This is a genomic window from Bacillus sp. N13C7, assembly GCF_026790065.1.
Lineage (GTDB): Bacteria > Bacillota > Bacilli > Bacillales > Bacillaceae > Bacillus.
Genome location: NZ_JALAMO010000007.1, coordinates 466,933 through 483,138, shown reverse-complemented (window position 1 = coordinate 483,138; position 16,206 = coordinate 466,933). Strand labels below are relative to the sequence as shown.

At 46.4% G+C, this 16,206-nt stretch carries 16 protein-coding genes, 1 other RNA gene and 1 pseudogene; 6 read left to right on the top strand and 12 right to left on the bottom strand.

The features are described from left to right. Positions 1 to 72 precede the first annotated feature (72 nt). From copA to csoR, 3 genes are all read right to left on the bottom strand, one after another. Positions 73 to 2,484, bottom strand: coding sequence for a copper-exporting P-type ATPase CopA (copA, locus tag MOB98_RS10545; RefSeq protein WP_268361705.1), 2,412 nt, complete (start codon positions 2,482 to 2,484; stop codon positions 73 to 75). Between the two features lie 83 nt (positions 2,485 to 2,567). Continuing rightward, entirely contained in the window at positions 2,568 to 2,777 is a 210-nt protein-coding gene (gene copZ, locus MOB98_RS10540) for a copper chaperone CopZ (RefSeq protein ID WP_268361707.1), read from the bottom strand. Between the two features lie 73 nt (positions 2,778 to 2,850). Beyond that, positions 2,851 to 3,156: a copper-sensing transcriptional repressor CsoR gene (csoR, locus tag MOB98_RS10535; RefSeq protein ID WP_003220011.1), complete on the bottom strand. Its 306-nt coding sequence runs from the start codon at positions 3,154 to 3,156 to the stop codon at positions 2,851 to 2,853. A 121-nt stretch (positions 3,157 to 3,277) separates the two neighbouring features. Between csoR and MOB98_RS10530 the strand changes: the two genes are divergently transcribed. Beyond that, positions 3,278 to 4,360 carry an oxidoreductase gene (locus tag MOB98_RS10530; protein ID WP_268361733.1) on the top strand — a complete coding sequence of 361 codons (1,083 nt, stop codon included), beginning with the start codon at positions 3,278 to 3,280 and terminating at the stop codon, positions 4,358 to 4,360. Between the two features lie 35 nt (positions 4,361 to 4,395). Here MOB98_RS10530 and azoRB read toward each other — a convergent pair whose 3' ends face one another. The 8 genes from azoRB to secG all read right to left on the bottom strand — a co-directional run bounded on the left by azoRB (position 4,396) and on the right by secG (position 12,936). After that, positions 4,396 to 5,031 carry an FMN-dependent NADH-azoreductase AzoRB gene (gene azoRB / locus MOB98_RS10525; RefSeq protein WP_268361709.1) on the bottom strand — a complete coding sequence of 212 codons (636 nt, stop codon included), beginning with the start codon at positions 5,029 to 5,031 and terminating at the stop codon, positions 4,396 to 4,398. Positions 5,032 to 5,189: 158 nt separating this feature from the next. Then, positions 5,190 to 7,088, bottom strand: a complete 1,899-nt coding sequence (locus MOB98_RS10520; protein ID WP_268361711.1) for an FUSC family protein — start codon at positions 7,086 to 7,088, stop codon at positions 5,190 to 5,192. A gap of 255 nt (positions 7,089 to 7,343) precedes the next feature. Further along, the gene (locus MOB98_RS10515) at positions 7,344 to 8,138 is read right to left on the bottom strand and encodes an SDR family NAD(P)-dependent oxidoreductase (RefSeq protein ID WP_268361713.1); all 795 of its coding nucleotides are present in this window, start codon (positions 8,136 to 8,138) and stop codon (positions 7,344 to 7,346) included. A gap of 183 nt (positions 8,139 to 8,321) precedes the next feature. Beyond that, positions 8,322 to 8,684, bottom strand: a transfer-messenger RNA (tmRNA) gene (gene ssrA, locus MOB98_RS10510). Positions 8,685 to 8,860: 176 nt separating this feature from the next. Beyond that, complete coding sequence (gene smpB, locus MOB98_RS10505; RefSeq protein WP_268361714.1) at positions 8,861 to 9,331, bottom strand: SsrA-binding protein; 471 nt, start codon at positions 9,329 to 9,331, stop codon at positions 8,861 to 8,863. Between the two features lie 144 nt (positions 9,332 to 9,475). Then, positions 9,476 to 11,815, bottom strand: a complete 2,340-nt coding sequence (gene rnr, locus MOB98_RS10500; protein WP_268361717.1) for a ribonuclease R — start codon at positions 11,813 to 11,815, stop codon at positions 9,476 to 9,478. Between the two features lie 18 nt (positions 11,816 to 11,833). Beyond that, complete coding sequence (locus MOB98_RS10495) at positions 11,834 to 12,574, bottom strand: alpha/beta hydrolase (RefSeq protein WP_268361720.1); 741 nt, start codon at positions 12,572 to 12,574, stop codon at positions 11,834 to 11,836. Positions 12,575 to 12,705: 131 nt separating this feature from the next. Further along, a complete protein-coding gene (secG, locus tag MOB98_RS10490) occupies positions 12,706 to 12,936 on the bottom strand; it encodes a preprotein translocase subunit SecG (protein ID WP_003220028.1) in 231 nt (76 codons plus the stop codon). 148 nt (positions 12,937 to 13,084) lie between these two features. On the opposite strand from secG, the gene MOB98_RS10485 reads away from it, so the two are divergent. After that, positions 13,085 to 13,855 (top strand): alpha/beta fold hydrolase, encoded by a 771-nt coding sequence (locus MOB98_RS10485; protein WP_268361721.1) that lies wholly within the window; start codon positions 13,085 to 13,087, stop codon positions 13,853 to 13,855. 39 nt (positions 13,856 to 13,894) lie between these two features. Here the strand turns inward: MOB98_RS10485 and MOB98_RS10480 are convergent, their stop codons facing one another. After that, positions 13,895 to 14,128 (bottom strand): helix-turn-helix domain-containing protein, encoded by a 234-nt coding sequence (locus MOB98_RS10480; RefSeq protein WP_003220031.1) that lies wholly within the window; start codon positions 14,126 to 14,128, stop codon positions 13,895 to 13,897. A gap of 151 nt (positions 14,129 to 14,279) precedes the next feature. On the opposite strand from MOB98_RS10480, the gene rghR reads away from it, so the two are divergent. The 4 genes and pseudogenes from rghR to MOB98_RS10460 form a co-directional block, all read left to right on the top strand. Beyond that, entirely contained in the window at positions 14,280 to 14,687 is a 408-nt protein-coding gene (gene rghR, locus MOB98_RS10475; protein ID WP_268361724.1) for a transcriptional repressor RghR, read from the top strand. Positions 14,688 to 14,714: 27 nt separating this feature from the next. Beyond that, positions 14,715 to 15,134, top strand: a complete 420-nt coding sequence (locus MOB98_RS10470) for a helix-turn-helix domain-containing protein (protein WP_268361727.1) — start codon at positions 14,715 to 14,717, stop codon at positions 15,132 to 15,134. A 90-nt stretch (positions 15,135 to 15,224) separates the two neighbouring features. Next, positions 15,225 to 15,551, top strand: a complete 327-nt coding sequence (gene catR, locus MOB98_RS10465) for a catDE operon transcriptional regulator CatR (RefSeq protein WP_003242888.1) — start codon at positions 15,225 to 15,227, stop codon at positions 15,549 to 15,551. A gap of 293 nt (positions 15,552 to 15,844) precedes the next feature. Continuing rightward, positions 15,845 to 16,189, top strand: a pseudogene (locus MOB98_RS10460) (methyl-accepting chemotaxis protein); the annotation flags it as partial. Positions 16,190 to 16,206 lie beyond the last annotated feature (17 nt).

The window sequence follows — 16,206 nt, the reverse complement described above, 5'->3', positions numbered from 1 at the left end:
GGGTTACATCTATTATATGGCGTTTCCCAAGAAAGTGTCAATGAAAAACAAAAACCGGCATTTGGCCGGTTTTTATTTTACTTTCTGCAGACGCAGGGCATTCAGAACAACGGAAACGGAGCTGAATGCCATTGCCGCTCCCGCTATCCATGGCGCTAAAAATCCGAGCGCTGCGACTGGGATGCCGAGGCTGTTATAGCCAAGCGCCCAGAATAAGTTTTGTTTAATATTTTTCATTGTCAGTCTGCTCATGCGAATGGCGTCGGCAATGCTGTTCAAATCTCCGCGAATAAGCGTAATGTCCGCTGTTTCCATCGCAATGTCCGTGCCTGTTCCAATTGCCATGCCGATATCGGCTGTGGCAAGCGCCGGAGCATCGTTAATTCCATCGCCTACCATGGCCGTCTGGCGTCCTTCTTTCTGCAGGCGGGAAATTTCGGCTGCCTTTTGTTCGGGAAGGACTTCGGCAATGACACTTGTAATCCCCGCTTCCTTCGCAATTGCTTCTGCAGTTCTGCGGTTGTCACCTGTCATCATGATGACATCCAGGCCCAACTCTTTCAGACGGGCCACGGCCTCCCGAGAGGTGTCTTTTATCGTATCGGCAACCGCTACAAGCCCTGCTGCTTCTCCATCAATGGAGACAAGCATAACCGTTTTCCCTTCTCCCTCAAGTTCTTCCATTTGGGCAAGAAGAGCCCTGTGCTCCACCTGTTCGCTCTCCATTAACTTTCTTGTGCCGACGAGAACGGTTTTGCCTCCGGCTTCAGCCAAAATGCCTGCGCCGATTTTCGCTTCAAAACGTGCCAGCTTTGGTATTTCAAGCCCTTTTTCCTTTACACCGGCAACAATCGCTTCGCCGAGCGGATGCTCCGATCCCGTTTCAGCTGCCGCCGCAAATTGAAGCAGTTCTGTTTCTTCAAATCGGCCGAACGGAATAGCATCTGTCAGTCGCGGCTTTCCGTTTGTCACAGTTCCGGTTTTATCAAGAACAATCGTATCGAGACGATGTGTTTTTTCTAAATGCTCGCCGCCTTTAAAGAGAATTCCAAACTCAGCAGCGCGGCCAGATCCAGCCATTATGCTCGTCGGAGTGGCAAGACCCAGAGCGCAAGGACAGGCAATGACGAGAACGGCAATAAACTTGCTGATCGCGTCGGCAAAATCGCCGGGAGCCGCCCATAGATACCAAATGAGGAAAGTAAGAACGGCAATCCCCAAGACGATGGGCACAAAAATGCCAGAGATCTGATCAGCGAGACGCTGGATCGGCGCTTTTGATCCTTGTGCTTCCTCAACAATTTTGATGATATGGGAAAGTGCGGTATCCTTTCCGACGTTGACAGCTTTGATTTTCAGAAAGCCGTTAGAGTTGACGGTTGCACCTGTCACACTGTCACCTGGATTTTTGTCAACAGGAAGGCTTTCTCCGGTAATCATTGATTCATCAACTGCCGAGCGGCCTTCCACCACCTCTCCGTCGACAGGAATTCGTTCGCCCGGTTTGACGTAAACAACATCATCGACAAGCACTTCGTCTATCGGGATGATTTGTTCCTGTCCGTCTCTGACGACAGTCGCTGTTTTCGCTTGGAGCTTCATCAGCTTTTTAATCGCATCAGAAGAACGCCCTTTTGCCTTTGTTTCAAACAGCTTGCCTAATAAAATCAGCGTCAGCAAAATCGCGCTTGTTTCATAGTAAAGACCTTCTGTATGCCCATGGGAGCCGAGGCTTTGGATGGTAAGATAAAGGCTGTAAGTGTAAGCAGCCGTCGTTCCGAGTGCGACCAATACATCCATATTGGCGCTTTTATTTCTGAGCGCCTTATATGCACCCGCATAAAACGGCCATCCGATCAGAAACTGAACTGGTGTCGCCAGCGCAAACTGCATCCACGGATTGAGAAATAAATCCGGCACCCAAATAAACGATGTGAACGTAAAATGGCTCACCATCGCCCAAAGCAATGGAAATGACAGGACCGCTGAAAAGATCAGTCTCGCCGTTTGCTTCCGTTCTTCTTTCTTTTTAGAAGCTGCCGCTTCACCTTCCTCATCACCCTTCAGCTGCAGCTTATATCCCAGCTTATCTACTGCTTCTTTCAAATCGCCTACAGACGCTTCTTTCGGATTGTACTCGACCGTAACCGTTTCTAAAGCGAAGTTTACAGGAGCATTTGTGACGCCTTCTATTTTATTAAGCCGCTTTTCAATCCGATTGGCGCAGGCAGCACACGTCATGCCTTCGATATCAAATTCAGCTTTTTCTGTTACGACGTGATAGCCTAGCTTTTCAATTTTTTCCTGAATCGCCTCAGCCCCTGTTTCAGCAGGATCGTAGGTGACATTTGATGTTTCCGTTGCCAGATTGACATTGGCATCCGTAACTCCGGGCATCCGCTTCAGGCCTTTTTCAATTCTGGAGGCACATGCCGCACAGGTCATTCCAGATACCTGCATCGCGATTTCCTTTTGTTCACTCAACATACTCACTCCTTTATATACACCAGGGGGGTATATAAAAATGAAAGAAATATCGCGCCTCCCTAAAGGCGCGATACCTTGAATCAATCAGCTACATCATAGCCCTGATCTTCTATGGCATCCGCAATGTCTTTGACTGATACTTTGCCAGCATCAAACGAAACATCGACTTTTCCCGCTTCCAGATTGACATGAACAGCACTGACGCCGTCCAGTTCTCCTACGCTCGTTTCCACTGCTTTGACGCAGTGCTGACAAGACATTCCTTCAACCCGCAATGTTTTTTGTTCCATTTGAATTCCTCCTGTTTATCTTTCTGTTTCCATCCTACCATACCCCCGTAGGGTATTACAATAAAAAAAGACTTTATGATTTTGTGAACTTTTTAAAAACGTCTAAAAGCTCAGAAATGGCTTGTTCCCCGTCACCGCTTTTGATGGCATCCGCTACACAATGATGGGCATGATCCTCAAGCAATTGAAGCGCCACATTTTTCATTGCCGCCTGAACAGCTGAAATCTGCACAAGAATATCTACACAATATCTATCGTTTTCCACCATGTTTTGAATGCCTCTGACTTGGCCCTCTATCCGCTTCAGCCGGTTTGTGATTTGATCCTTTTCTTTCGAGCTTTTATGGTTTAATGCTTTATGTTCGTTATGCTTTTCCATGCGTACACCTCTGTTTCTTATACTAATTCCCATTATACTGATTGTCCAAACTGTTGTCTAAGCATGCCTCTGCAAAAAAAATGAATCAGTTAGGTTTTACCATTTGATCAGGAGGGTATATATTTCTTATGAAAACGTTTTAAAGGGGAGAAGAAAAGTGAATACGATAAAGGTTGGGATATTAGGGTACGGACTGTCCGGTTCTGTTTTTCACGCGCCGCTGCTTGCTGTTCTGGATCAGTATCACATCAGTAAAGTCATGACATCCCGGACAGAAGAAGTGAAACGGGATTTTGCGGATGCTGAAGTTGTACATGAACTTGAGGAAATCACAAATGATCCAGATATTGAGCTCGTTATTGTCACAACCCCGAGCGGCCTTCATTATGAGCATGCTATGGCATGCATTGAGGCTGGAAAACATGTTGTCATCGAAAAGCCGATGACCGCGACGGCCGAAGAAGGGGAGACATTAAAGAAAGCTGCCGATGAAAAAGGTGTATTGTTAAGTGTATATCATAACCGGCGCTGGGATAACGACTTTTTAACAATTAAAAAGCTGATCGCTGACGGATCCCTTGAAGATATTCATACATATCAAGTTTCCTATGACCGCTACAGACCTGAAGTTCAAGAACGGTGGCGGGAAAAAGAAGGCGCTGCCACTGGTACGCTGTATGATCTCGGCTCCCACATCATAGACCAAGCCCTGCACCTATTCGGGATGCCTAAAGCCGTTACAGCAAACGTGATGGCCCAGCGAGAAAATGCAGAAACTGTTGACTACTTTCATTTGACTTTGGATTACGGAAGACTCCAAGCCATTCTGTACGGAGGTTCGGTTGTTCCGGCAAACGGCCCTCGTTATCAAATCCACGGACAGCATTCAAGCTTTATCAAATACGGAATTGACGGACAAGAAGACGCACTCAGAGCGGGAAGAAAACCGGAGGATGACAGCTGGGGAGCGGATGATCCGGAGTTTTACGGCCAACTGACAACCGTTCATGGCACGGACAAAAAAACAGAAACCATCCCATCAGTAAATGGCTCCTACCTTACATATTACCGCAAAATAGCGGAAAGCATACGGGAAGGCGCCGCGCTGCCCGTCACCGCTGAGGAAGGAATTGATGTCATCCGCATCATTGAAGCCGCGATGAAAAGCAGTGAAGAAAAGCGAACCATTATCCTGGAGCAATAAACAAAGCCTCCCCAAGTAAAGGGGAGGCTTTTTCATTAAAATGTTTTTCCTGCTTCTTTCGCACGCGCAATTGCGTCTTCTTTGATTTGCTGTGCTTTATCAGGTTCCGCATTGTGTCCCTCTACGAAAATGCCCTCAAATGATGGTACACCGAAGAAGTTCATCATGATGCCGATGTAGCGATGCCCCATTTCCATTTCAGCCGCAGGGCCTTCTGAATAGTAGCCGCCGCGCGCTTGGATATGAATTGCTTTTTTATCCGTTAACAAGCCGATAGGGCCTTGTTCAGTGTATTTGAATGATTTTCCTGCAACAGCTACAGAATCGAGATACGCTTTCATCACTGGCGGGAACGAGAAGTTCCATAATGGAGTAACGAATACATACTTATCTGCAGTAGCAAATTGATCGCTAAGTTCTCCCAGACGGCCCACTTTCGCTTTTTCGTTTTCAGAAAGCTCCTCAAAGCCTGTGCCTGACTGGAGCTTGCCCCAGCCGCTGAATACATCCGCGTCAATGTGAGGGATGTTTTCTTTGTACAAATCGATATGTACAACTTCATCATTCGGATTCGCTTCTTTGTAAGATTCGATAAATGCTTTACCTGTTGCCATACTGTAAGAAGTAGCTTCATCATGCGGGTGAGCAGTGATATACAATACTTTTGCCATTTTTACCAGCCCTTTCGTTTTTAAAATCACACATCAATTATTATCATACAGATGCATTATGATTATTCTGTCTCTCTTACTCTTTATTATAGGGGCACTAAAAATTACTTTCAAGTAAAATATCTCGAATTAAAGATTATTTTCCTTTTCCAAACGGCTCACTTCTCAAAAGCTGTCCTTAGTCCGGAATAGAGTGCGCAGAGCTCTTTGCTGATTCGCGGGTAATATGAAACTTGCGGCACCTGAATGTCAGCCGGGTTCCTTTTCATCAAAACGGACTGCTCAGCCTGTTCAAAAAACGTTCTCAGCTGGTCCATCTCTACTTTGGAAAACGGTGCTGATGGACGATGGTGTGCTTGGGCCGAAAGCAAATAATACCCTAAGTGCTGAACGCCGGAGATGGCAGGCCAGAGCGCCTCCGCATTCGCATGAGGAAATTCCCCAAGCGCCTTGTCATACGCATCCCGAAGCCTGACCAAGCTCAGTCTTAATTTGTGTCCGTCTGCTTTCTGTCCTGATAACAGCTTCTCCATAAACTGCCCCTCCAGCCGGATCACGTCTCTCATCAGCTCTGGCAGCCGCTTCGTTGAAAATCTTCTCCACAAAAGCATTGTTCCCAATAGCCCGATCACGCTGCCGACAGCGACATCCGTCAGCCTCGCTAGCATAAAATAGCCGACGTCCTCACCGCCATGCATGCTTTCTGTAATAACCAGCGCATTAGCAGTTAAAAAAGGAACCGCCAGTGCATAATTGCGGACAATCAGCATCTCTAGAAGACATTGCAGCACTGCAATACATAACGCTATATAAACACCATCCGGCTTACATAACAGGATTGCGCCCGCCAGCCCAACACCAATTACGGTTCCGGCTGAACGCTGAATGGCCCTGTGCAGCGTAAAGACAACAGTGGTGCCAAGCATGACCGCTGCTGCCGAAAGCGGAATCCAATAGGAGCGTGCAAAACCGAATGCGAGGGCAAACAGATCGGCGGCAAACAGTACAATTCCGTACTTTACCGCCCGTATCAAAACCGGAGACTGCCAGTCAAAGGCATTTCTCAAAAAGTAAAAAGAGGCTGGCAGGCGGCTCGGTTCCAGGTCCAATTGCATATCGTTTCGTCCTGAAGCGATATGCAAAGCCTCATTGATTTCTTCAAGCAGCTTCCGGCTTGGCTCTGGTTCATTCTCTTTGATCTGAAACACACTGGAACTGCGGACACACCCCAGTGCATCTCCTGCTTGACGGAGTGCCTTTTCAATCTGAGCTGTCTCTCTGCCTGGCGTTTCAGCCGAAAAATGAATAATGGCAAGGAATATGTCGTCAGCTTTTTCGAGCAGGCGGAAAAAGCGTTCATCATGCTGCGACTTTTTTCCCCTATTCCCTTTGCCGAGAATGGTTTGACGGGCTGTTCTGAGCATAAGCACCGTCTGATGCTGTGCGTTATGAAGGCCTGGCGTTCCGACGGCAGAAAGACATGCGGCCAGCTGATGATACGTTTTTTGCAGCACAGCCTCCTCCGGTCCATGTTTGTTCCATAACCAGCTGATTAAAGCGATACACATGGCGAAAATGCCGCCAAGAAACGTCAGTCCCGCTCTGAACAGCGCTTGTGAAGGATCAGCCGGCAGCCCGGAACTGACTAAAAAGGCAAGGACAAAAAACATTGGCGCCGGGCCTTGTATACCAAGCGAGCTAAAAATAAACATCGCCGCTGCGCCGATCAGCCCCAGAGCAGCCGCCATCATCCAAAACATCCCGGACAAAAGCGTCCCTAATCCAAATGAGAGGGCGATCCCAATAGAGACCAAGAGCAGCTTCAAAGCGCGCTTTTTATACGATTCACCGCCCGCATACAAATAAACAAAGCCCCCGATGCTTGCAATTAAACCGTAATCCGTGTGACCCGCCAATGCGCCAATCAGCACAGGAAAACCGGAAGCGATGCCTGATCCGATCGCCTTTTTCCATGGAAATGGATTCGCACGAATGCGGAAGGCATCCTTCACGATACTTGGCATGGTTCTTTGTTTGTTCTCAGCAGTTTTGTTCATTTGACAGAATCCTTTTCTATAAATGTATAGGACTTTTCCCGATGATTCGCCATAGTATGCCCCAAAAACACCTTCGCTGCTCAATAGATGCCCTCAAAAAAACAGAGACCATCGTCTCTGCCTGTTTTACTCTACATCCTGAATCGGCTTGATCCAGTTGCTATACGTCAGCTCGGCAGCTTTTTTCCGATACTTTGATTATGTCAATTTAATTAGGAATAACACTATAAAAAAACCTCTCCTTTTGGGAGAGGTTTAAAAGACACTGCGGACCAAACCGCCGTCAGCCCGAAGCGCCGCGCCATTGATCGCGGAAGAAAGCGGGCTGCTTAAAAATGTAACGAAGTGGGCAATTTCTTCCGGACGGATCAGTCTTTGAATAATGGATGTCGGCCGGTTTTCTTTCATAAAACGAATCTCAGCTTCTTGAACAGTCAGGTTTTCGCCAGGATACAGCGAGTTCAGCATGGTTTCTACCCCCTCTGTTAAAGTCGAGCCCGGCATGACGGTGTTGACCGTGACATTCGTGCCGGTCGTCAGCTCCGCCAGACTGCGGGAAATGGACAGCTGCATCGTTTTCGTCGCACTGTAATGGGCCATTTCCTGTGACGGCATAATCGCCGCTTCACTGGCAATAAAAATCACACGCCCTTCTTTTTTCTCTATCATGTTGTGCAAATACCTGCGTGTGAGCCTTACCCCGCTCATAATGTTCACTTCAAAAAACCGGAACCATTCATCATCGGGAATATCAAAGTACTCCGCCGGTTCAAATATTCCTAAATTGTTGATTAAAATATCAACCTCTGGGTATGCCTGAAACAGCTTATTGCAGCCTTCTTCTGTTCCCAGATCATATGCAGCCGGATATAGGACGGCTTCAGCGTACTGTGTTTTTAATTCATTTATCGTCTGATTCACTTTTTCTTCCCGGCGCCCGTTAATGATCACTGCCGCGCCTTCTTCAGCTAACGAAGAGGCAATGGCTTTTCCGATCCCCGATGTCGAACCAGTCACCAGTGCGGTTTTTCCTTGTAAATTCAGCTTCATTTGTTCATCCCTCCGTTTTTGATTCTTCTTATTTATTGACAGAAACGCGATTGGTGAAACATCTGCTCTGCAATCAGTATGAAACAGCTGGGATTAAAATGGTAGTACGCACTTTTTGGTGCCTGTGGTCCGGAGAAAAAATAAAGCAGAACCCCTTAAGAGGTTCTGCTTTATTGTCAGTATGTATGGAGACGGTGGGAGTCGAACCCACGTCCAGAAACATCGATTACTTAAGCGTCTACGAGCGTAGCCTGCATATTTATGGTTTCACTCATCTTCTTGCCTGCGGGCGGGCCTTCCGAGAGCTAGTCTGTTCATCTCTTCTTACGTTCTCAGACGGGAACGCAAGCGTAGCCTACTTGGATGTGCTCTTCACAGACACATAGGCAATGTCAGGAAGAGCTCGCTGCGTTTATTAGGCAGCTAATGCTACGTTTTGGTTAAAACTGTTAGTTTTGCCAGTTATATTTAAGTGCGTGTTTACGAGATCGCCTCTCGGCTCGCAGCTCAAGCTCGATCCATCCCTGTCGAATCCGTAACGTCCCCTTGTTATAAGGGAAATACGGGAGAAAATATCAAGCTCTCACTCAAACTGGCTATAGTCTTATTATAACATGATCACGGCTCTTTTCAATTGTCAAATCCTTCAAATGAATGGCGTCGTGATCTGATCATGAACACAGTATAGCACAGGCCTGATTTTTGAATCAAGCACTATGCCTTTAAAAGCCTTTTTGCCTGTCTCTGAACGCTCTTTCAATTTCCCGCTTCGCGTCCTTGCGCTTCAGGTCTTCCCGTTTGTCATAGTTCTTCTTCCCTTTTCCAAGGCCGAGAAGCACTTTGGCGAAGCCGTTTTTCAAATACAGCTTCAGCGGAACGAGAGAATAGCCTTTTTCCTTTGTTAACCCGATCAGCTTATTAATCTCCTTGCGGTGCATTAACAGCTTTCTCGTCCGGAGCGGATCGTGGTTATAGCGGTTTCCCTGCTCATACGGGCTGACGTGCATATTATGGAGAAACACTTCTCCCCGTTCGATTTTGGCGAAGGAATCCTTAAGGTTTACACGGCCGGCGCGAATCGATTTGATTTCGGTTCCTTGCAGAACGATGCCTGTTTCATAGGTTTCTTCTATAAAATAATCGTGATTGGCTTTCTTATTTTGAGATAATACTTTTCCTGACCCTTTTGGCATGCCAGAACCTCCTCTCTCTAAGGAAAAACTGTCCACCTTTTGCGATACGCTCTATTTTACCAAATGTCACGTACCGCTACAATGAAAAGCTGTTCCGAAAGAAAGCAAATAGAGCACTGCGGCCCTATTTGCTGGTTTGAGCTGCTATTTCTTCTTTTTCCGTTTCTGTTTCGGCGCATTTTGGAAGCCGCGTTTTTTCTTTTTCTTCTTCGGCTTAGTGAACCACTCGCCTTTTTCCTCAGACGGAGCTGGAGAAACAGGCGTATTGGTGCTTTGAACGCGTTTTCTGGCAGGCTTTCCGCGTTTTCTGCTCCGGCTGCTGTCCAATTCTCTCGGACGCCGCGGAGTGCCCTTCATGCCGACGATTTCAAAGTCGATATTACGCTCATCTTTATTGACATCGACGACCTTGACTGTGATTTCATCCCCGATTCGGAAGACGTTGCCTGTCCGCTCGCCGATCATTGCAAAATGCTGTTCGTCAAAGCGGTAGTAGTCATCCGTCATAAAGCTGACGTGAACGAGTCCTTCGATTGTATTCGGCAGTTCGACGAACATTCCGAAGTTTGTCACAGAGCTGATCATGCCGTCAAACTCTTCACCGATTTTATCAAGCATGTATTCCGCTTTTTTCAGATCGTCTGTTTCACGCTCGGCGTCAACTGCACGGCGCTCCATTGAGGATGTATGCTCGGCGATATCCGGCAGGCGTTCAGCCCATTTTTCCTGTGTCGCTTCATCGACCTTGCCGTTGATTAAATACGTTCTGATCAAACGGTGAACGATTAAGTCAGGGTAACGGCGAATCGGCGATGTGAAATGCGTATAGAATTCCGTTGACAGACCGAAGTGCCCCAAGCTTTGCGGGTCGTATTTCGCCTGCTTCATCGAACGGAGCATGACAGTTGAAATAACTGTTTCCTCTGGCCTGTCACGAACAGCGTCCAGAATGCTTTGCAGCGCGCGCGGATGAATATTTCCCGCCGTTCCTTTCACCACATAGCCAAATGTCGTTACAAACTCTAAAAACTTTTGCAGCTTTTCAGCGTTCGGCTCTTCGTGGATCCGGTATATAAACGGAACGTTCATCCAATGGAAGTGCTCCGCTACCGTTTCGTTCGCCACAAGCATAAATTCTTCGATCAGCTTCTCGGCGACAGAGCGTTCTCTGATGACAACGTCTTTAACCGCTCCTTCGTCATCGACAAGCACCTTGGCTTCTTTAAAATCAAAATCAACGGCGCCGCGGTTCATCCGCTTATCGCGCAGAATTTCAGCCAGGCGCTCCATGTCTTTGAACATCGGAACGAGAGGCTCGTATTTTTGTTTCAGTTCTTCGTCATCGTCAACAAGAATTTTATTCACATCTGAATACGTCATTCTTTCCGTTGTTTTGATAACACTTTGGAAGATCTCGTGCTCCGTCACCTGACCCTGACTGTTAATTGTCATTTCACAAGAAAGCGTCAGGCGGTCAACCTTTGGATTTAAGGAGCAGATGCCGTTTGACAGTCTGTGCGGAATCATTGGGATGACACGGTCAACCAAATACACACTCGTCCCTCTTTCAAGCGCTTCTTTGTCAATAGGAGAGTTTTCGGTTACGTAATGGCTGACATCAGCAATGTGAACACCGAGCTTGTAGCTTCCATCATCAAGCTTCGTCACGGTAACTGCATCATCCAAATCCTTCGCGTCCGCACCATCAATGGTGACAATCACCTGGTCACGGAGATCACGGCGGTCTTTCAGGTCTTTTTCATCAATTGTGTCAGGCGTACTTGATGCCTGTTCCATTGCGTCAGCAGGAAATTCTCCCGGCAGGCCGTGCTTATGAATGACCGATAAAATATCAATGCCCGGATCATTTTTATGGCCGAGAATGGTTTCAATCTCGCCTTCTGCGTTCATGCGGCCTTCAGGATAGCTCGTCAGTTTGACAACAACCTTGTGCCCTTCCGCCGCTCCGTTTTTCCCATTTTTCGGGATAAAGATGTCACTCGTGATTTTTTTGTCGTCCGGAATGACAAAGCCGAAGTTTCTTGTTTCTGTATACGTACCGACAACCCGCTGAATCGCTCTTTCTAAAATGCGGATGACGGTCCCTTCCTGTCTGGAGCCGCTTGACTGTGAATTCAGACGAACCATGACGATATCGCCGTTCATTGCCGTATTCAGCTCAGTAGGCGGAATAAACACATCGCTTAACGACGTATCCTCAGGCAGCAAAAAGGCGAAGCCTTTTGCATGTGCTGAAATCTTTCCTTTTATTAAATTCATCTTCTCCGGAATGCCGTAGCGGTCGCTTCTCGTCCGTACGATAAGCCCTTTTTCTTCCAAGGCGACTAACGCTTTGACGAGCTCTTTAAACTCCTCAGCTTCCGTAATATTTAACATCTCCTCAAGTTCCTGAACGGTCAGAGGCTTGTACGCCTCTTCCTTCATAAACGAGAGAAGCTTTTCCATAAATGCTTCTTTTTCCATTATCCGACCTCCTGTTGGTTACCAATCGAGCTTCTCTAAAAATTCATACACATCCTGATGGACGAGGTCACGTTCTTTGTCAAGCGTAATGACATGGCCTGATTCCTCGTACCATTTCAGCTGTTTATCGTCAGTTTCCACTTCGTTGTAAATAATATTGGCGCTTTCTGTATTAATCATGTGATCATGACGGGCCTGCACCACAAATGTCGGTGAATAAATCATATCGACATTGTTCCGCACATCGGCAATTAATTCTTGCAGCGCCTTAAGGGTGTTCATCGGCGTTTTTTCGAATTCCTTCATTTCCTCTTCAATTTGCTCCTGGCTTTTCCCCTCGAATTTTTTGTAATTGCGAGCGTATGAAAGGACGCCCTGATACATCACTTCTTCACTCTTAATATGCATTGGCGCGCACATTGGAACAATTCCCTTTATGGGTACAGTGTAACCCAATTTCAGCGAAAAAACCCCGCCAAGCGACAGTCCGCAGGCAGCAATGCTCTCATAGCCTTCAGATTTTAAGTATTCATAGCCATCCATCACGTTTTTCCACCAGTCTTCAGGCCCTGTATGTACCAGTTCTTCAGGGGGAACGCCGTGTCCTTCATATTGAGGCGCGTGGCAAGTATAGCCCCGCTCATTCAAATAACGTCCCAGCATTCGTACGTCCGCTGTATTTCCTGTAAAGCCGTGCAGCAAAAGCACCGCTTTGTCCCCGCCTTTAAATGTAAATGGTTTTGGTGTCACAACTTTCATGCTCATGTCTCCCTTTCTATCTGCACGATCATTTTAGTTTTCCACAGTTTGATCAGAAAAAAACACTTTGAATATCATCCAGAAACGTGAAAAAGGCCTGACTTCACATCAGACCTTATACAAACATTGCCCTATAGGATATAAGCAAGCGCAATCGTTAACACGAAAAACAAGACTGCCAGCACAACCGTGATGCGGTGCAAAATCAAATCAAGACCTCTTGCTTTTTGTTTCCCGAAGAGCTGCTCCGCTCCACCTGAAATCGCACCAGATAATCCGGCACTTTTACTGGATTGAAGCAAAACGACAATAATAAGTGCAATGCTGACGATAACCAATAAGGTAATCAAAACCGCGTGCATCCCTTACACCTCCAGACTCACTGGCCTACATTACTTCTATTTTACATGAAAAGGGTTGGCATGTCACGCTGTATCAGACGCCAAATGGCGGGTTAAGACGTATTATCTTGGTTACCCTATTTAGGAAAAGGCCAAAAGGAGAAAAACGATGCCGCTGATCAGCATAGTTAACAGAAAACATCTTTATTATGAAGAATATGGACAGGGAATCTCTATCATCTTTATCCACCCGCCGGGCATGGGACGCAAGGTTTTTTATTATCAGCGCCTTCTTTCCGAACATTTCAGGGTGATTTTTCCCGATTTAAGCGGCCACGGTGACAGTGACCACACAGATGAGCCCGCTTCTATTTCCTATTACGCAAACGAGATCGTGCAATTCATGGATGCTCTTCACATTGACAAGGCTGTCTTATTTGGGTATTCCGCCGGCGGCTTAATCGCGCAGCACATCGGCTTCACCCGCCCGGACAAAGTGTCGCACCTCGTTCTGTCAGGCGCTTATCCTGTAGTCCATAACCTGATCGGACAGAAGATACACAAAACGGGGATGTATCTGCTCGAAAAAAACGCCGGGTTGCTCATAAAAATCCTTGCCGTCAGCCACACAAAAAATCAAGAGCTTCGGCACATATTGACAAGCCATATGAAAAAAGCAGACCTAGCCCCTTGGCATCAATATTATCAGGACTCGCTCAGCTATAACTGCATTGGACAGCTGCCCCATTTACACATGCCGATGCTGTTTATGTATGGCGGCCTGCGGGACTGGACCTTCCCAGCATCAGGCTACTACCGTAAAGCTTGCAGCCATGCTGAATTTTTCAGATTGGAATATCAGGGGCATCAGTTGCCGACAAAACAATGGAAAACATGCAATGAACTGGTGACAGGTTTTGTGCTGACACATCATGATTAGGGATAGAAAACGCTTGGTTACCTTGCGTTTTCTATTGCTTTATTGACTTTTGTCAATAAAATCGTAGTAAAAAAGATCCTCGAATTTCAAATTAAAATAATGAAGCATTTTACCGATCACTAGCTGCCCCGGCCGTCTTTCTCCATTCAGCACGCGGCTCAGTGTGGCGGGTGAGACTCCGATTTCCAGCGCAAGCTGATTAAGGGAATAATCGTTATTGACCATATACTGCAAGACATAATCGCGTCTAATCTGTATCTTTTCTACTGGCACTTTCCTCACCTTCCGTTCCTGAAAAAACTTTTTCTATACTTTTACATTACGGCTTATGTTAACTTTTGTCAATACATTTCCAGCTTACCTATTCCCTTTAGTCAATAAACATACTAAAATATGAGTAACAGTGAGGGACGGGGTGAGACATATGGAAAGCTTTGGCGAACAATTGCGGGCATTGCGCGAAGAGCGAAAGTTAACAGTCAACCAGCTTGCAACTTATTCAGGCGTAAGTGCCGCAGGGATCTCCAGAATCGAAAACGGCAAACGGGGCGTTCCCAAACCTGCCACTATCAAAAAACTGGCGGAGGCCTTAAAAATTCCTTATGAAGGGCTTATGTATAAGGCCGGTTACATCGAGGAAGTGCATGAAGACAGGGCTCCTTATGAAACGAAGTGCAAGCTGCTTGAAAAAGCGGAGGCCTATGACCTGAAAAACCTTGCTCTTCTTAAGAACGAAAAGTGGCAATATCTCAATAAAGAAGATTTGCTCATGCTTGATCATTATTTTTCATTTATCTCAGACGAAGCCAAAAAACGGTCTGCTGTTGACTAACTCTGACAGGAATGTGAGGCAATCACCATGTCACCATTCGGACAGCAATTACGAGAGCTGCGCCGCGCCCGCAAACTGACTGTGAATCAGCTTGCGGTGTACTCAGGCATCAGCTCGGCCACCATTTCAAAAATTGAAAACGGCAAGCGCGGCACCCCCAAACCTGCCACCATCAAAAAACTGGCGGCTGTACTGAAAGTGCCCTACGAAAACCTGATGGCTGCCGCTGGTCATATTCAAGCCTATCCAGAAGAAATCGGCGAGGCTTCGGAAAGCTATCAGTCCATTTATGACATTTACCAGACAGCTGTCACTCGCGGAGCGGAGCACCTCCCGATTTTCAACAGCCATAAATGGGAACATCTATCAAAGCAGGATATTGAAAATCTCAGCAAATACTTCGATTTTTTAGCTTCCGAAGCGAAAAAACGCACCTCTTCTTCGTAATCCCCTGTCTCTCCTTCTCATTTTATCAATCACCCTTGCATACCTTCCCTCGTTATTTGCGTTATAATAGTGACAGACGAGGTGAAAAGTATGAACCAATCAGAAATGTGTCCTAGATTTGAAAAGGCAGTCGACATCTTAAGTAAACGCTGGGTCGCTTTAATCGTATTTCAGCTCTTGAACGGGTCACAGCGATTTAGCGAAATTGAAGCAGCACTTCCAAATCTAAGCGGCAGAGTTCTGTCAGAACGGCTGAAAGAACTTGAGCTTGAAGGAGTGGTGAAGCGGGATGTCATCCCTGAAACTCCGGTTCGCATCGAATATTCTTTGACTGATAAAGGAAAGGCGTTAGCTCCCATTTTAGGTGAGATTTCAAAATGGGCGACAGAATGGATTGACCCTTCCTTTCTTGACTGATTGCTAAAACGGTTCTGATCTCCAAGACGAGAAAAGAGCCGTTTTTATTTTCCAGGTGAAAAAACAATTTCTCAGCCGATATATAGTACATCCACACACATTACGATTTTAAAGGAGACCACTTATATGCGACTGACGATTTCCCGCAAATTCAGCCTGGTATTTTTGATACTGATCCTGATCAATTAACTTGTCGGCGGAATAGGCGCTTTTAATATGCAGCATATCATTCAAAAAACAGACGAAATCAACACGAAATGGATTGACGGTATCAAAGAAATCACATCGATTAATTAAAATACTTAGAAAGCAGCTTTACAGAAGTCGAAAAAGGAACAGAAAACCTGACAGACACCGGTCAGGCTATGCAGCATATCAAACAGTCCGTCACACACGTTGCAGACAGCATTAAGGAAGTAACGGACGGCCTGAAGCGGTTAACAAACCAATCGATCACCATCAATCAATCGATTGAAAATATCGCTTCTGTATCTGAAGAATCGGCTGCCGGCATTGAAGAAACATTTTCCATTACCGAGCAATCCGCCCATTCCATGGATCAAGTGCTCCAAAATGCCGAAGAACTTGAGCAGCTGGCGAAGGAGCTTCATGAGAAGATGGATCAGTTTACGATTTAGATAAAAAAAGAGGCTGG